The sequence below is a fragment of the Streptomyces sp. NPDC016469 genome, from assembly GCF_040632905.1.
Classification (GTDB): domain Bacteria; phylum Actinomycetota; class Actinomycetes; order Streptomycetales; family Streptomycetaceae; genus Streptomyces.
This window is the reverse complement of the sequence record NZ_JBEYCQ010000025.1, coordinates 88,242-104,617: the sequence shown is the minus strand read 5'-3', so window position 1 is coordinate 104,617 and position 16,376 is coordinate 88,242. Positions and strand designations below refer to the sequence as shown.

Sequence of the window (16,376 nt, the reverse complement as noted above, 5' to 3'; positions counted from 1 at the left end):
GTCTGACGGTTCGCCAGGAGAGGCAGGGAGTGTGCGTGGTGGAGCCATGGCCGGCGGGGAAGAAGCTCGCGGGCAGATTCAGCCGCGCTGGCGAAGGCGCTTGGGGTGGCATGGGGGTTGTCTATCGGGCGACCGACGACAGGCATGCCGAGCGGCCGGTCGCGGTGAAGTTCCTGTGGCCTCGAGATCCGGAGGCCACCCTGCGCGGGTACCGGAATCCCACCCCACAAGAGCTACGGCGTTTCGACCGCGAGTGCGAAATGCACCAACGCTTCGGTGGCCGGGGCGTACCAGCCTTCGTCCACGCCGATCTCTCCCCGCCGCGCCCGTACCTCGCCACAGAGTACGTCGACGGCGATGACCTGCATGCTTTTCTCACCCGGAACAGGCCCACCCTGTCGGCTGCGGCGTGTGTGATCGTCCCGCTGCTGGAAGTACTCGGCCAGGTTCACGGCGCGGGCGTGGTGCACCGGGACGTCAAGCCGGCCAACATCCTGCTGGCCCGACGCGACGGCGTCGTATACCTCACCGACTTCGGCATCGCCTTGCCGAAAGATCCGGCGGCCACTCGGTACACCAACGGACGGACGCCCGGCACGATCGGCTACATGGCCCCGGAGGTCCACCGCGGCGAACGCAACCCGGGCCCGGAGGCCGACCTCTACAGTGTCGCCTGCATCGCGTTCCAGATGGTAACCGGACGGCTGGTCTTCGAGGCCGGCCACTCCGACTACGACTTGGCCCGCCTGCACTGCGAGGAGCGGCCGCCGCTGCTCAGCGACGACGTCCCCGGCCTGCCGTCCGAGATCGTGGACATTACGGACCGTATGCTCGCCAAGTCGCCCGCCGATCGGCCGCCTCTGGAACTGGCGCTTGAGACCTGGCGGCCCCTGCTGCCCTCGCCGGGCGACCCCCCTCCACGCCCGGCCCTCGACCCGGACCCGACCCTGCCCCATCGCTCCCCGGAGACCGCTGCGGCCCCGCTCTCGGAAGCACCACCGGCGGGTCCACGCCGCCCTCGGGTGCATCGCCGACCCGTTGGCGGTCCCACCCGGTCCGCGCTCCGAAATCTGTGCGCCGAGGCCGAGATCGAAATCGAACGCGGCGAACCGGACAAGGCTGTCGACGAGCTGACCGCCATGCTGCTGCGCGCCGAGCAATGCCTCCCTGGGGCGGTCCGCGAGGTGCAGAGCGCTCGCCTCGTCGTGGCCCGTGCTCAAATGCTGCGCGGAGAGACTGCCTCCGCGGGCCGCATCTGCCGGGATGTCGCCAGGCGGCTCGCGGACGCATCGGCCGGCACGGATACCGGTGAACTGCGAGCACGGGCGCGGCTCGGCGCGGTCCAAGTGATGACTGCGGAAAGGAGCCCGGTCCAGGCGGTGGCCGACACCTGGCTGGAGCTGGCCGAGGAACTCGCGTCATGGCCCGGACCAGGACCATCCCGCCAGACCGTGGAATTCTGCCGAGAGGTAGGAGTCGAAGTGAAGGAACTTGTTCTGGACGCGAGGCAAGGTGAAGTGTCCCCGGCGCTGCCGGAGGCAATCCGCAAGCTGCTGGATCGCCTGCCAGGGCCAGCTTGACGAACTCCGAGGAACCGGGGCCCTGCCTCTGCCTGGGCCCCGCCCCTCACTCCTCCGTCAGCCTGCCCTGGGCCAGCAGCCCCGACAGCATGGCAGACAGCACATCACCGTGCCTGCCCAGGTCGGCCACCGCCTCCCGGAACCGGACGAGTCGGCGGTGGACCTCCCCGATCCGCCGCTGCTGCGTCGCCGGCGCGCGCAGGACGCGCAGTCGGCGCACGTCGACCCGAGAGGAAGAAGAGGCACGCGTCCCTGCCCGCTGGTCGTTGCCCGGCGCGCTCAGACACGCGGCGAGGAAGAACGGGTCGAGCAGCGCAGGATCGGTACGCAGCCGGACGGTGTGGGCACCAAGCAGTCGCGGTCCGGCCGTCTCGACCCAGACCTCGAATCCGCCGGCCGCGGTCACGACCACGACATCGCCGAACGACGTCAGAATCCCCTGCCCCTCCGCCTCCAACTTGGCGGCCTGTGCCGCGGCAACCCATGGCTCCTCACCCCGTACGGCCCATGGGGTGACGACGGGCAGAGCATCCTCGGCCTGCGCTCCCTGCTGGATCAGATCGTCAGCGAGAACCTTGCCGGGCATCACGTCCAGAGCGCCGGAACGCTCCAGATCACCCACGAAGATGTAGCCGAAGTCGTCCGGCGCTGCGGCACTCGCCTCGTGTTCGCGAACTGCCTTGGCCACATCGTCCATGTCCAACAGCGCCCTGTCCCAGCCGGTCCAGGCGCGGCGCAGTTCCACCGGCCCCACGGACCGCTCGGTCACGGTACGGCGAGAGGGCGTCAGGTCGACCCCGTCACCGAGCAGTTCCGCGGTCGGCACCCGTGTGACGCCAGGTAGGTCACTGCCACGAAGGGCCGCCACGGTGCGCTCACGCAGACCGTCCCAGTCGACGGCCATGCCGCGGCTGGTGAGCGCGGTCGTCCGGCAGCCCGCGGCGTCGACGAAGGTCACCTCGTCCGCGGAGTGTTCACGGGGCGTCGCCAGCAGCCACAGGTGCAACCCCACCCCATGCGGCGGCGCGCTCCCGGGCGGCAGCGCGACTACGGCTCGCACGGCTCCGGTGCGCACCAACCCCGCCCGAATTCGCCGTCCGGCCCGGCGCGAAGCGACACCCGGTGGTAGGACCAGCACTGCTACTCCCCCAGGTTCCAGCACGGACAGACAGTGCTGCACCCACGCCAGCTCAGGCTCGGTCCGTGGTGGCGTGCCATACGTCCAGCGAGGATCGGTCGCCAGTTCCTCGTGTCCCCAGGAACGCTCGTTGGACGGTGGATAGCTCAGAACCACGTCTGCACGGGAGGCGTGCTGCAGCGGGGCATCAAGCAGTGTGTCCCCAGACTGCACGTATCGCTCACAGCCCGGGAACTCCAGAGCCAGCCTGGCTCGGGTCAGGCGAGCCACAGCGGCATCGTTGTCAACACCTGCCATCACGGGCGGAGATACCTGCCCCGACCATCGCCGACCGGACGCAGCCAGGAGCGAACCCATTCCGCACGCAGGATCCAGCACCCGTCGCACCGGCTCACTGCCGTCACGGAGTTCGGCCGCCAGAGCCACCATGGTGTCGGCCAGTTGGCGGGGAGTAACGATCAACTGACGTACGTGAACAGCGTGCCAACGATCCAGCAGCACGGCGAAGGCTTCCTTCGACGACTGACGAAGGGCCAGCCGCACGACCTCGTCCTCCACCCTCCGGTCGGCAGCACTGGGTTCCGGGGCTCCGCGCGGCGGGTTCATCGCCGGGATCGCCAGGCGCTCCCCCGCCGAAGCCAGTAGATGGGCCATCCTGTCCCGGTCGCCGAGGTCCTCAATCCGCGGCCAGAGACGGTCCCAGCCACTGGAGGACTCGTCGATCTTGCCGTGCCGTAGAAGCCAGAACTCCGCATCCGCCAGGGAGAACATGGGGCTGGCGTCAGTGCCGCCGACCGGCTTGGGGAAGTCGCTGTGCCGCCGCCTCCAGTTGCTCACGGCGGCACGACCGACTCCGGCAAGCCGCGCGATCCCCGCAAGGCTGAGCGTGACCGGTTCATCATGCTGCTCCATGGTCTCTCGTTTCAGGGATGGTCCAGCTGGATAAGGCGGGCAACGACGCACCCAAGGCATGGTGCAGCCGACGAGCGAAGCCTACGCGTTGACTGTGTCAATGCACTCAGCCCCAGGGTGCACGAGAGCCGTGCCCAAAAGCGAGCCGCACGCACCGCTGCTATTCCCGACGCCATGCCCGCTCCGAAGCAGATGCCACAGCGGAAGGGCAGATGCCTGGATTCAGTGGACGATCCGCCGGGACAGCTCAGTGCATGGATCCCCGGCCGCTCCGCCACCAAGCTGATCGTGGCCTGGCGCTCCGGGAGCTCACGAACCCTCGTGCGGTTCGTTCCGGCCGTGCATGCGTTGACCGTGCCGAAGTCATGACCAGGTCCCCGGCTTCGACTGGATGAACTGGGCCCGGCAGCAGAACCCACTGGCCGACCCTGTAGTCGAGGCCACCGGGGACAGCCCCGTGGACAGGTTCGCCTCTATCATCGTCCGGTCTTCGAGAACATCATCGCGGTCCCCTCAGCCGCACGCTCAAAAATCGCCACACACTCCAGATGATGCGTCACCGGCAGCAGATCGGCGAACTACTCATGCGCGCGTCACTGACCGCCCCGCCGTTCCGGCCCGTCAGGGCTCCATTTCCGGAGGTATGGCTTGAGTTCCTCCGGCGTAGGTTCGCGTGTGTCCGGCATCTTCGGAAGCTCGCTAAAGGGGTCGATCGACCTCACGTACGCCCTTGCCCACTCCAACCAGCGCCGGGCCTGACTCAGAGCCGGCCCGTCCACGACGCCGTGAAGCTCGCCAATACGACGTTCCAATGCCGTGCAGTATGCGCTGAGGGCAGCAGACTCCTGCCAGCGCCCGGCCTCTTCGCGTAGTGCCTGGGCAAGTTGTTCGCGAACAGCCTGTCCTTTCGCCACCTCCACGGCCGCTCGCGAGCGAACTTCGCGTTCCACAATGGCCTGCTGCTCGTCCTGCCTGCGCCGAGCGTCTTGTGCCGCTCGTACCTCGATCTCTCCAAGGACCGCGTCAAGGGCCTCTTCGAGCGTCCGGGTCTTCCGATCTCGCCAGCGGCCGGGCCGGTCGGTCAGGCCATGAGCGAGCTCCACGACGAGGCGAGAGGAGCGGTCGGGATCCAAGGACTGCGGGAACTCCTGCCTGACACTGACGGTGTAAGCGAAACCGTCGACAGCAACGTCCACCCCGCCCTCGCGTGGATGGAAGAACGAGTGGGCCTTCCGCACCTCGTACCCTCGCCGGACCGCCTCAGCCGACAGTCCCTGCAGCAGAAGAAGCGACCTTCGACGGAGCACAGAAGGCATGACGAGTCGGCGCTCATCGTCTTTGAGCGCGGTCACGATCGGATGGAGGTTCCCCAGCCGTGAGAGAACGGGAACCGGATCCCCGCCCTCCTTCGGCCGTTTACTCCGCGCATTGGGATGCGGGCCATCCGCAAGGAGCAGCTCCAGCCCCGGCCCACCATACGGAACCTTCTCAATGCGCTTGCCCGCTGGTTCCAGGCCGTGCCGTTTCGCATAGTTGACGACACGCCGCCACTCCGCGACCTCGTCGTCATCAGGGTCGGTGATCCGAACGCGGCCCTCGGCGACGAGCCGCTCGATCAGCTCATGAGCCTTCGCCCGCCGGGCCCGCGCGAACGGGCCTCTCACTGTAGGGCGTCCGAGGGCTGGCGGACGTTGCCGGCTCACCGCCACCAGCGACCGCAGAGTCGTCGTCGATCATCAGGACCCCACCATCCCGCAAGGCATCGGCCGAGCGCCAGTCACTCGACATCCAGGCTCCACCACCTTCGCTGGAAACGAGGCCGTTCGACTGCCCGCACGCCCGTACAGAGCCGAAAGACACCCGTCAGCAGTGGGAGTCCCCTGGGACTTTTCTGGGACTTCCGGTCCCATCAAGCGGCACGAGCGTGAAACAGCCGAAAGGTCATTTACGCAGGTCATCGACCACAAGTCACTCATCGTGGCAGGTCACCGCGTTCCCTGGTCTCTTCCGGGACATCTGAGGACCCCCGGTGAGCCCCGCGCCCGCCCCGGTCCGCGACTGCGGGTGGGGGGCGGGCGCGGGTGCGTTCCGGCGATCCCGGTTCAGGCCGGTGTCATCGGCGTGGGCTCGACGCGGCCGCCCCCGGCCGGTACCGCCGCGCAGACCGCGAACGTGACGCCGAAGAGGCCGAGGACTATCGCCAGGTATCCCTTGGTCTGGGCGGCCGACTGGCGGGAGGCGACTTCGCGGGACCAGAGGGCGGCGTCCTTCTGGGTCCGGGCCGCGTGCTCGAAGTAGCACTTCTGGAAGAGCTGGTCGGGTGGGGTGCCCTCCTCCCTGTACTTGCAGTCGGCGTCCTCGAAAAGGGACACCGGGCTGCCGTACTCGTCCAGGGGCTTGTCCGGGACCTTCGAGGAGCCGGACATCGCGACCGCGGCGAGGATCACCGCCGCGGTCATGCTGAGCATCGCCATGACGATGCAGAAGACGGCTCCGGCGTTGCGTCCTTGGGATGACATGAGCATGAGACTAGCCAGGCCCCCGGACCCGCCGTCAGCCGCCTTCCGGGGCGCTCAGACCAGACGCAGACTCCCCCGCGCCGTCGCCGCCGAGCTCGTGCCCGTGTAGACGTCGATGCGGCCGCGCTCCAGGACATACGTGCCCGACGGGTCGTTGGTCCAGTAGCCGAGGTCCTCCGCGCCCAGCGTGAAACGCAAGCGGCGCTCCTCGCCCGGGGCCAGGGTGACGCGTTCGAAGGCGCGCAGCCGGCGTACCGGCTGGACGATGGACGCCGCGACGTCGTGGATGTACAGCTGGACGACCTCGTCTCCGGTGCGGTCACCGGTGTTGGCGACGGGGACCGTGACCTCGACGGTCTCGCCGCGTTCCAGGGCGTCCACCGCGATCTCGGCTCGGCTGAGCTGCGGTTCACCGGTGGTGAAGGTGGTGTAACTCAGCCCGTGGCCGAAGACGAACTGCGGGCCGTCCGGCAGGTCCAGGTACTTGGAGACGTACTTCTCGGCCTCGTCGTAGGGGCGGCCCGTCGACTCGCGGTTGTAGTAGAACGGGATCTGGCCGACCGTCCGGGGGAAGGAGACCGGCAGCTTGCCCCCCGGGTTGACCGCGCCGAACAGGATGTCGGCGACCGCGTTCCCCGCCTCGATGCCCGCGTGCCACGCCTCCAGGACGGCCGGGGCCCGGTCCACCCAGCCGCCGATGGTGAGCGGGCGGCCGTTGACGAGGACGACGACGAAGGGCTTGCCGGTGGCCGCGACCGCCTCGATGAGCTGCTGCTGGCCGGCGGGGAGGCCGATCTCGCTGCGGGACGCGGCCTCGCCGCTGATCGCGGAGTCCTCGCCGACCACGACGACGGTGACGTCGGCCGCCCAGGCGGCTGCCGCGGCCATCGCCGGGTCGCCGCCGGAGTGCCGGACATCGGCGTCCGGCGCGGCCGCGCGGATCGCGTCGAGCACGCTGACCGTCTCGAACACCAGCCGGCCGGGGCCCGCCCAGGTGCCGTGCTGGTCCGTGGAGTCGGCGTGCGGGCCGACCACGGCGATCGTGCCGCCCGGCTTCAGCGGCAGGACACCGCCCTCGTTCTTCAGGAGCACCATCGACCGGGCCGCGGCCTCCCGCGCGGCGGCCCGGGCCTCGGCGGTGGGGCCGGTGATCTCCGCCGCCTCGTCGGTGTACGGGTCGTCGAAGAGGCCGAGGGCATACTTCAGGCGCAGGATGCGGGTGACCGCGTCGTCCAGGCGTTCCATGCTGATGCGCCCCGCGTCGAGCAGGTCCGGGCCGTGGTCCGCGATGTGCGTGGACACCATCTCCATGTCCAGGCCGTGCGTGAGGGCGAGTTCGGCCGCGTGGGCCGCGTCCTCGGCGTAACCGTGCGCGACCAGTTCCATCACGCCCGTGTAGTCACTCACCACGAAGCCGTCGAAGTCCCACTCGCCCTTGAGGATGCTGTTCATGGTGTGGCTGTTGGCGTGCGCCGGAACGCCGCCCACGGTGTTGAACGCGGCCATCACCGTCGCCGCGCCCGCGTCCAGCGCCGCCTTGAACGGCGGCAGGTAGTGGTTGCGCAGGCGCTGCTCGGAGATGTCCACGGTGTTGTAGTCCCGGCCGCCCTCGGCGCCGCCGTAGGCCACGAAGTGCTTGGCGCAGGCCGCGACGTGTTCCCCGGTCCGGAGGCCCGATCCGTCGGCCGGTCCCTGGTATCCGCGCACCTTCGCCACGGCGAGCACCGCGTTGAGGTGGGGGTCCTCGCCGCTCGATTCGGCGATCCGGCCCCAGCGCGGCTCGTTCGTCACGTCCATCATCGGCGAGAACGTCCAGCGCACGCCCTGCGAGCGGGTCTCGGCGGCGGACACCCGGGCGTCGGCCTCCGCCACGGCCGGGTCGAAGGCCGACGCCTGCGCGAGCGGGATCGGGAACGTCGTCCAGAAGCCGTGGATCACATCGAGGCCGAAGAGCAGCGGGATGCCGAGCCGGGACTCCTCCACGGCCAGGCGCTGGAGGTCGTTGGTCCACTTCGCCCCGTGCAGGTTCAGCACCGAACCGAGCCGCCCGGCCCGGGCCAGCGCCTCGATCTCCTTCGTCTGGCCGCCGCCCGGCCCCGTGTCCCCGGTCCAGGTCAGCTGCTGGATCTGGCCGAGCTTCTCCTCGGTCGTCATCCGGCCGAGGAGTTCCTTGACCTTGTCGTCGTGCGATCGGAGCATGTCGGGTCCTTCTCAACCGGGTAGCGGGGGCGAGCGGGGCTCCCTGCGGGAGCCTTGCCGGACGGAACAACGGCGGGCTAACGTCGCTCGCAGCAGAATGTAAGCGCATTCAGGCGCAGGGGCAAGGAATCCTGGTCCCTCGTGACGGAATCGATGAGTCAGCACGGGAGACATCCATGGCCAACAGCGCGTCGGCCCTGCGCGTCATGAGCTTCAACCTCCATGTGGACTGGGACGGTTCGCCCCGGCCCTGGTCCGCGCGCCGGGAGGCGGTGGCGGCGGTGCTGCGTGCCGAGCGGCCCCATCTGCTCGGCACGCAGGAGGGCCGCCCGCACCAGATCGCGGACGCGCTCGCCGACCTCGGGCCCGGTTACGCGAGGACCGGCCGGGACCGCGATGGCGACGGGGCGGGCGAGCACATGGCCGTCTTCCACGACCGCACCCGCCTGGACGCCCTGGAACACGGCGACTTCTGGCTCTCGGACACGCCTGATGTGCCCGCCTCCGAGACCTGGGGCGGCGCCTGCCCGCGCATGGCGACCTGGGTCCGCTTCCGGGACCTGGCCGCCGGGGGCGAATTCCTCGCCGTGAACACCCACCTGGACCATGTGAGCGCTTACGCGCGCGCCCGTGCGGCCCGGCTGCTCGTGGAGCGGTCCGCCGCGCTCGCGCCCGGTCTGCCGGTCGTCCTCACCGGTGATTTCAACACGCCGGCCGATGACTCCGAGGTGCACGGCGCGCTGCTCGCGAAGGGCGGCCTGGTGGACACCTGGGACCGCGCCGAGGAGCGCGGGCCCGCGTACGGCACCTTCCACGACTACCGCGCGCCGGTCCTGGACGGTCCGCGCATCGACTGGATCCTCGCCTCGCGCGGTACGCGGGTATGGGAGGCATCAGCGGTGCCGCCGGAGGCCGTGGCTCCGAGCGATCACCTGCCCGTGCGCGCCCGGATCCAGCTGCCGCCGGCGCCCGTGGCGCGCTGAGCCGGCACTCCCGTACGCCTGAGCACCGCCCCGTAGTACGCCCGTAACCCTTAACGGAGGAACCCGTATGCCGTCCCCCCGCCCGGCGACCGAATGGCTCGCCGACGCCGTGCTCTACCAGATCTACCCGCAGTCCTTCGCCGACTCCGACGGCGACGGGATCGGGGACTTCGCGGGGATCGAGGCGCGGCTCGATCATCTCCAGTGGCTCGGGGTGAACACCGTGTGGTTCAACCCGTGCTTCGTGTCGCCGTTCGACGACGCCGGCTACGACGTGGCCGACTACCTCAACGTCGCCCCGCGCTACGGCACCAACGAGGACCTGGCCCGGCTCACCGAGGCCGCCGGCCGACGGGGCATCCGCGTCCTGCTCGATCTGGTCGCCGGGCACACCTCCGACCAGCACCCCTGGTTCCAGGCGTCCGCGAACGACCCGGCCGACCAGCGGTACATCTGGGCCGGCACCGAGCAGGCGCCGCCCGGGTTCGTCGCCTCGCCCGGCAGCCGGTCCGGGTTCTACCTGCCGAACTTCTTCGAGTCGCAGCCGGCGCTCAACTTCGGCCACGCGCGCAGGGACCCGGCGGAGCCCTGGCGGCTGCCCGTCGACGCCGAGGGGCCCCGGGCCAACCGGCAGGCGCTGCGCGAGATCATGGACCACTGGCTGGCCATCGGCCTGTCCGGGTTCCGGGTCGACATGGCCGCCTCGCTGGTCAAGGACGACCCGGGGCACGCCGAGACCGCGAAGCTCTGGACGGAGCTGCGCGGCTGGCTCGACCGGGCGCACCCGGGCGCGGCGCTGCTCTCCGAGTGGGGCGACCCGCAGGTATCCGTCCCCGCCGGGTTCCACGCGGACTTCTTCCTGCAGTTCGGTCCGCGCGGCGACGGGCTGCCGCTCCGGTCGCTCTGGAACAACTGGGAGGGCACCGTCAGCGAGCCGTGGGAGCCCCTGGAGCCGTACTTCGGCGCGCGGGGCGAGGGCGGTTTCGCCACCTTCCTCGACGCCTGGCGCGAGGCGACGGAGATCATCGGTGACGCCGGGTTCATCTCGCTGCCCACGTCCAACCACGACTTCTCGCGCCTCGCCACGGGTCCTCGTACCGCCGAACAGCTGCCCCCCGCCTTCGCGTTCCAGCTGACCTGGCCGACGCTCCCCGCGATCTACTACGGGGACGAGATCGGCATGCGGTACGTGCCCGGCACGCCCACCCGCGAGGGCAGCCGGCTGGGTCCGCGTTACGACCGGGCCGGGTCCCGTACGCCCATGCAGTGGGACGACTCGCCGAACGCCGGCTTCTCCACCGCACCCGCCGACGCCCTGTACCTGCCCCTCGACCCCGACCCGGGCCGTCCCACGGTCGCCGCCCAGCGCGCCGACGAGGACTCCCTCCTCCACCTGGTCAGGCGCCTGATCGCGCTCCGCAGGGCCACCCCGGAGCTGGGCGGCGGAGGCTCCACGGAGGTGCTGCACGCCGGCTATCCGCTGGTGCACGTCCGGGGCGGGCGCTACCTGGTCGTGGTCAACCCGCGCTCCGGGGCCGCCGAGACCGCCGCGCCCGCCGGCCGGGCGACCGCTGTGGAGGCGCGCGGGGTCACCGTCGCGGGGGGCCGCGTCCGCGCCGAGGGCTTCGGCTTCGGGGTCTTCGCGCTCGACGCGGGCTGACCGGTTCCGCCCCCGCCCCGGTCCGGGGCGGGGGCGGAAGCCGTACGTCAGCCGGGGGTGTCCCCGTAGTGCGCTTGCAGTGCGGCCAGTTCGGCGGTCAGCTCCGCGACGAGGTCCCGGTACTCCGGGTCGTCGTACCGGTTGTGCAGCTCGTCCGGGTCGGCGACCAGGTCGAACAGCTCCCACTCCGGGGCACGGGACTCGTCCCTCGCGCCGGGCTGTCCCGAGCCGTGGCCCGGGTAGTGGATCAGTTTGTGGGTGTGGGTGCGGACGCCGCAGCAGGCCTGGACGTTGTGGCAGACGTCCAGGTGCTCGAAGTAGCGGTAGTACACCGACTGCCGCCAGTCGTCCGGCCGTTCGCCCCTGAGCAGGGGAACGAGGCTGCGGCCCTGCATGCGTGGATGCGCTTCCACCCCGGCCAGGTCCAGGATCGTCTGGGCGTAGTCGACGTTGATCACGAGCTCGTCGCAGCTGCTGCCCGGCGGGGTGACGCCCGGCCACCGCACCACCAGCGGGATCCGCAGCGACGGCTCGTACATGAACCGCTTGTCGAACCACCCGTGTTCGCCCAGGTAGAAGCCGTGGTCGGAGGTGTACGCGACCGCCGTGTTCCGGTCCAGGCCGGCGAGGTCCAGGTAGTGCAGGACCCGGCCGACGTTCTCGTCCAGCGCCGCGATGACCCGTAGGTACTCCTTGATGTAGCGCTGGTAGCGCCACTCGCGTTCCTCGCGCTCGCCCAGACCCTCGGGGACGGGTGCCCTGAGGTCCGACGGAAGCAGGTCACGCATCCGCATCTCCGCCTCGGCGGCCGCGCTCGCCCGGTGGCTGTAGTCGTCGTGGAGGGTGCTGGGGGCCGGTGGGTGCACGTCCTCGTACAGGTGGCGGTGGCGTTCCGCGGGTTCGAAGGCGCGGTGCGGGGCCTTGTGCTGGATGAAGAGCGCGAAGGGCTTGGCGCGGTCCCGGCGGTCGAGCCAGTTGAGCGCGAGGTCGGTGATGAGGTCGGTGACGTAACCGGTGTGCTGCCGCTCCCCGTCGCGGGTGACGAACGTCGGGTCGTGGTAGACGCCGTGCTCCGGCAGCACCTCCCAGTGGTCGAAGCCGACCGGGTCGGAGTTGCCGCCGTGGCCCAGGTGCCATTTGCCGATGATCGCGGTCTGGTAGCCGGCCTCCTGGAGCATGCTCGGGAAGGAGGGCTGGGTGGCGTCGAACTTCTGGCCCTCCTGTTCGAGCGTCGTCATGCCGTTGACGTGGCTGTAGGTGCCGGTCAGCAGCGAGGCGCGGGCGGGCGAGCAGATCGAGTTGGTGCAGAAGGCGTTGTCGAAACGCATGCCCTCGGCGGCCAGCCGGTCGACGGCGGGCGTCCTGTTGATGACGCTGCCGTAGGCGCCGATCGCGGGTACGGCGTGGTCGTCGGTCATGAAGAACACGAGGCCGGGGCGCTGCTGCCCCTGGGTGCCGGTGGTGCTCATGGCCCGGGGTCCTCCTTGGCTGGTGCGGGGCGGGTCCGGTCGCGGGCGAGCCGCAGCGTGCGGCTGCCCGGCATGGGCAGGTCGAGGGTGGTGCGTACGAGACCGTCCGGGCCGGTGTGCGCGAGGGCTTCGGGACCCGTGTCGCCGGCGGCGCGCATCCGGTAGCACGCGCCCGGTTCGAGCCCGGCGACCTCCACGGTGACGCGGCGGCCCAGCACCGGGACCGGTACGGCGCAGGGCCGGTCGGCGGCGGCGTTGACCACGCGCACCTCGACCGTGCCGTGGCGCGCGGTGGCCGTCGCGGTCACCAGGGCGCGGGCCCCGTCGCCGGTGAGGTGCGCGGGGTGGTGCGGGGCCCCGGCGTCGATCCGGACCCGTACGCCGGCGGGGGCGCTGCCCGGGGCGAGCGCGCAGCCGCGCACGGGGCCGGGCAGCGGCGGCTCGGGGCCCTCGGCCGTGCGGGGCGCGATCCGGTACCAGTAGCCGCGCCCCGGCTCGGCGTGCGTGTCCGCGTAGGGCGGGAGGACCGGGCCCCGGTACAGGGGTGCGTACGGTCCCTCGTAATGGTCGGACCGGAGTACGAGGTAACCGGCCGTCCCCGGCGCCGGCGCCCAGTCGAGCAGCACATGGCCGGTGCCGTCCCGGGACCGCAGGACCGTGCGGTGCGCGGGCGGTACGCCCGCCGGGGCGAGGCCGGGGCGCCCGTTCACTTCAGGCCGGAGGTCGCGATGCCCTGGGTGAAGTGCCGCTGGAGGGCGATGAAGACGGCGACGACCGGGAGCACCACGAGGAAGGCGCCGGCCATCAGCACACCGTTGGACCCGGCGGCCTTGGTGGGGTCGGTGGCGAAGGTGGCGAGGGCGACCGGCAGGGTGTACTTGTCCGGGTCGTTGGTCGCGACGAGCGGCCACAGGAAGTTGTTCCACGAGCCGAGGAACACGAAGATCGTCAGGGTGGCGAGGGCGGGCTTGACCAGCGGGATCACGATCCGCCAGAAGATGTACCACTCGCCGGCTCCGTCGATGCGGGCCGCTTCCAGGAGTTCGTCGGGGATCGCCGACATGAACTGCCGCATGAGGAAGACCCCGAACGCGCCCGCCGCGAACGGCAGGATGAGCCCCGCGTAGGTGTCGAGCAGGCCCATCCTGCTCATCATCACGAACTGGGGCAGCAGCATCAGGTTGCCCGGCACCATCAGGGCGCCCAGCACGATCGCGAGCACGCCCCGCTTGCCGAAGAAGTTCAGCTTGGCGAGCGCGTAGCCCAGCATCGAGCAGAACACCAGGTTGCAGAGGGTCACCACGACGGCGACCACCGCGGAGTTGAGGAAGTTCCGCGCGATGTCCATCAGGTCGAGCAGTTCGCGGAAGTTCGCGAGGGTCCACTCGGTGGGGATCCAGACCGGCGGGCTGGCGCCCAGGTCCTGCGGGGTCTTGAAGGCGGACACCGCCATCCACAGGAAGGGCGCGGCCATCACGATCAGACCCAGGGCGAGCAGGGTGTACGTGAGGGCCGAGGTACCCGGCCTGCGCGAGGTGGCGGTGCGCCCCCGGCCCGGTGCGCTCTTGGTGGGGAGGTCGGTGGCGCTCATCAGGTCTTGTCCTTCAGCAGGCGGAACTGGAGCAGCGTGACGGCCAGGACGATCGTGAACAGGACGTAGGCCATGGCGCTCGCGGAGCCCATGTGGAAGAAGCTGAACCCTTCCTTGTACATGTGCAGCGACACGGTGAGGGTGCTGTCGCCCGGTCCGCCGTCGGTCATCACGAAGGGTTCCTCGAAGACGTTGAGGAAGCCGATGGTGGTCATCACCGCGACGTAGAGCATGGTGGGCCGCAGCAGGGGGACAGTGATCCGGCGGAACTCCTGGAAGGCGCCGGCGCCGTCCAGCTCGGCGGCCTCGCGGACCTCGGCCGGGATGGCCTGGAGGCCGGCGAGGAAGAGGACCATCGCGGTGCCCATGTTGCGCCAGACCGCCATGACGATCAGGGAGGGCATGGCGAGGGCCTTGGAGGCGAGGAAGTCGGGCGTGGAGAAGCCGAGCTGCGCGCCGAGTCCGGCGATCAGGCCCTCCGAGGGGTCGAGTACGAACCGCCAGATGACGGCCACCGCGACGATGGCGGTGACCACGGGGACGTAGAAGCCGACCCGGAAGAAGGTGCGGAGGCGGTCGATGCCGGAGTTGAGCAGCACGGCGGCGGCCAGGCCGCTGCCGATGGTGAGCGGGACGCCCAGCACCACGAAGTAGCAGGTGTTGAAGAGCGCCTTCATGAACTTCGGGTCGTCGAACAGCGCGGTGTAGTTGTCCAGACCGACGAAGTTGGCGTCGAACGGGTGGGTGACGTTGCGCAGCCCGAAGTCGGTGAAGCTCATGACGAACGTGGCGACGATCGGGAACGCCATGAAGGTCAGGAAGAGGGCCAGGAAGGGCGTCGAGTAGAGCCAGCCGGCGAGGTTCTGCCGGGAGAGCCGGTCGGGGCGGAGCTCCTCCTGCTGCGGTCCGGGAGGGCCGCCGGCCTGGGCCGGGACGCGGTCCGGGCCGGCCCCGGCCCGGGTGGCGGCGGTCTTCACCGGGAGATCAGCCCCTCCGTGGTCGCCTGGAGCTTCTTCGCCTCGGCGGCCGGGTCACCGCCCTGCGCGATCTTCTCCAGGGTGGACTCGATGGCGGCGGCGATCTCGTTCCACTTCTCCAGGGCCGGGATCTCCTTGCCGGTGTCCAGGGCCTGGCGGAAGACCTTCAGGCTGTCGGCCTCGGCGCTGTCCTTGATCTCCGGCAGGTCGTAGGCGGCCTTGTTCGCGGGCAGCGACCTGGTCGCGCCGTACCAGGCGGCCTGGGTCTCGGGGGTGGTCAGGTACTGGGTGAACTTCTCCGCGGCGGCCTTGTGCTCGCTGTCCTTGAAGGTCACGAGCGAGGAGCCGCCGACCCAGGAGACGGATCCCTTCGGGCCCGCGGGCAGCGGGGCGGTCTTCCACTTGCCCTTCAGCTGGGGCTGCTGCTCGTTGAGGTTCTGGACCATCCAGGGGCCGGACATGAACGTCGGCTCCTCGCCCTTGGCGAAGGTCTTGGCCACGTCCGCGCCGGGCACGAAGTTCTTCTTGGCGAGCCCGTCCTTGAAGTAGCTTCCCCACGTCTCGAACGCCTTCACGGCCTCGGGGGAGCCGAGCGCGGACTTGCCGTCCGCGTCGACCAGGCTGCCGCCCTCCGAGTACAGGAACTGGAGCCAGCTCTGCCAGGCGCCGGTGTTGCCGGGCTGGAGCGCGGTGCCCCACTGGGCGCCGCCCTTCTTGTACGCCTCGGCGAGCTTGTGGTGGTCGTCCCAGGTGACGGGGGCCTTGTCGATGCCGGCCTGCTCCGCGAGGTCGGTGCGGTAGTAGAGGCCGCGTACGTCGGCGTACCACGGGACGCCGTAGGCGGTGCCGTCCACCACGTTGCTGTTCCAGGTGGCGGGGAAGAAGTCGGACTTCTTGAAGGTCTTGGTGTTCACCGGCTCCAGCACGTCGAGCGCGATGTACTGCCCCATCATCGTGGAGCCCATCTGCGCCATGTCGGGAAGCTCCCCGGCGGCCGCGGCGGCGGTCATCTTCTGCCCGACGACGTCCCAGCCGATCGGCGTCACCTTGACGGTGATGTTCGGGTTGGCCTTCTCGAAGTCCTCGGCGACCGTGGCGAGCCGCTTGGCCTCCTCGCCCATGCCCCAGACGGTCAGGGTCTGCTTGGCGTCGGCGGACTGCTGCGCGCCCCCGCCACCGCCGCAGGCGGTGAGGGACAGCGCGGCGGCCACTGCGACGGAGATACCTATGACGGTCTTGGCGGGGCGTGCCATGGAGCTCCTCCTCGAGCTGTGTATGCGCTATCTGAAAGCGCATACAGGACTCTGCAATACGGGTCAGGATCGCTCAAGGGGGATGGGATAACGCT

At 70.2% G+C, this 16,376-nt stretch carries 12 protein-coding genes; 3 read left to right on the top strand and 9 right to left on the bottom strand.

The window, feature by feature from the left end:
- Nucleotides 1-35 precede the first annotated feature (35 nt).
- Complete coding sequence (locus ABZ565_RS26085) at nucleotides 36-1,580, top strand: serine/threonine-protein kinase (protein WP_361031549.1); 1,545 nt, start codon at nucleotides 36-38, stop codon at nucleotides 1,578-1,580.
- Between the two features lie 46 nt (nucleotides 1,581-1,626).
- Here ABZ565_RS26085 and ABZ565_RS26080 read toward each other — a convergent pair whose 3' ends face one another.
- The 4 genes from ABZ565_RS26080 to ABZ565_RS26065 all read right to left on the bottom strand — a co-directional run bounded on the left by ABZ565_RS26080 (nucleotide 1,627) and on the right by ABZ565_RS26065 (nucleotide 8,348).
- Entirely contained in the window at nucleotides 1,627-3,630 is a 2,004-nt protein-coding gene (locus ABZ565_RS26080; RefSeq protein WP_361031546.1) for an N-6 DNA methylase, read from the bottom strand.
- 593 nt (nucleotides 3,631-4,223) lie between these two features.
- Nucleotides 4,224-5,294 carry a hypothetical protein gene (locus ABZ565_RS26075; protein ID WP_361031543.1) on the bottom strand — a complete coding sequence of 357 codons (1,071 nt, stop codon included), beginning with the start codon at nucleotides 5,292-5,294 and terminating at the stop codon, nucleotides 4,224-4,226.
- A gap of 438 nt (nucleotides 5,295-5,732) precedes the next feature.
- Nucleotides 5,733-6,149, bottom strand: a complete 417-nt coding sequence (locus tag ABZ565_RS26070; RefSeq protein ID WP_361031540.1) for a hypothetical protein — start codon at nucleotides 6,147-6,149, stop codon at nucleotides 5,733-5,735.
- Between the two features lie 54 nt (nucleotides 6,150-6,203).
- Nucleotides 6,204-8,348 (bottom strand): glycoside hydrolase family 3 N-terminal domain-containing protein, encoded by a 2,145-nt coding sequence (locus tag ABZ565_RS26065; protein WP_361031537.1) that lies wholly within the window; start codon nucleotides 8,346-8,348, stop codon nucleotides 6,204-6,206.
- Between the two features lie 176 nt (nucleotides 8,349-8,524).
- On the opposite strand from ABZ565_RS26065, the gene ABZ565_RS26060 reads away from it, so the two are divergent.
- Both ABZ565_RS26060 and ABZ565_RS26055 read left to right on the top strand, forming a co-directional pair.
- A complete protein-coding gene (locus ABZ565_RS26060; protein ID WP_361031534.1) occupies nucleotides 8,525-9,331 on the top strand; it encodes an endonuclease/exonuclease/phosphatase family protein in 807 nt (268 codons plus the stop codon).
- A 67-nt stretch (nucleotides 9,332-9,398) separates the two neighbouring features.
- The gene (locus tag ABZ565_RS26055; RefSeq protein WP_361031531.1) at nucleotides 9,399-10,991 is read left to right on the top strand and encodes an alpha-amylase family glycosyl hydrolase; all 1,593 of its coding nucleotides are present in this window, start codon (nucleotides 9,399-9,401) and stop codon (nucleotides 10,989-10,991) included.
- A 47-nt stretch (nucleotides 10,992-11,038) separates the two neighbouring features.
- On the opposite strand, the gene ABZ565_RS26050 is transcribed toward ABZ565_RS26055, so the two are convergent.
- Genes ABZ565_RS26050 through ABZ565_RS26030 form a run of 5 tightly spaced genes read right to left on the bottom strand, consistent with a single transcriptional unit; the run spans nucleotide 11,039 to nucleotide 16,281 of the window.
- Complete coding sequence (locus ABZ565_RS26050) at nucleotides 11,039-12,460, bottom strand: sulfatase (RefSeq protein ID WP_361031528.1); 1,422 nt, start codon at nucleotides 12,458-12,460, stop codon at nucleotides 11,039-11,041.
- Complete coding sequence (locus ABZ565_RS26045) at nucleotides 12,457-13,170, bottom strand: hypothetical protein (protein ID WP_361031525.1); 714 nt, start codon at nucleotides 13,168-13,170, stop codon at nucleotides 12,457-12,459. Before ABZ565_RS26045 ends, ABZ565_RS26050 begins: the two co-directional genes overlap by 4 nt.
- A complete protein-coding gene (locus ABZ565_RS26040) occupies nucleotides 13,167-14,051 on the bottom strand; it encodes a carbohydrate ABC transporter permease (protein WP_361031522.1) in 885 nt (294 codons plus the stop codon). Before ABZ565_RS26040 ends, ABZ565_RS26045 begins: the two co-directional genes overlap by 4 nt.
- The gene (locus ABZ565_RS26035; protein ID WP_361031519.1) at nucleotides 14,051-15,028 is read right to left on the bottom strand and encodes a sugar ABC transporter permease; all 978 of its coding nucleotides are present in this window, start codon (nucleotides 15,026-15,028) and stop codon (nucleotides 14,051-14,053) included. Before ABZ565_RS26035 ends, ABZ565_RS26040 begins: the two co-directional genes overlap by 1 nt.
- On the bottom strand, nucleotides 15,025-16,281 hold the full coding sequence (locus ABZ565_RS26030; protein ID WP_361031516.1) for a sugar ABC transporter substrate-binding protein: 1,257 nt from the start codon (nucleotides 16,279-16,281) through the stop codon (nucleotides 15,025-15,027). Before ABZ565_RS26030 ends, ABZ565_RS26035 begins: the two co-directional genes overlap by 4 nt.
- Nucleotides 16,282-16,376: the final 95 nt, after the last annotated feature.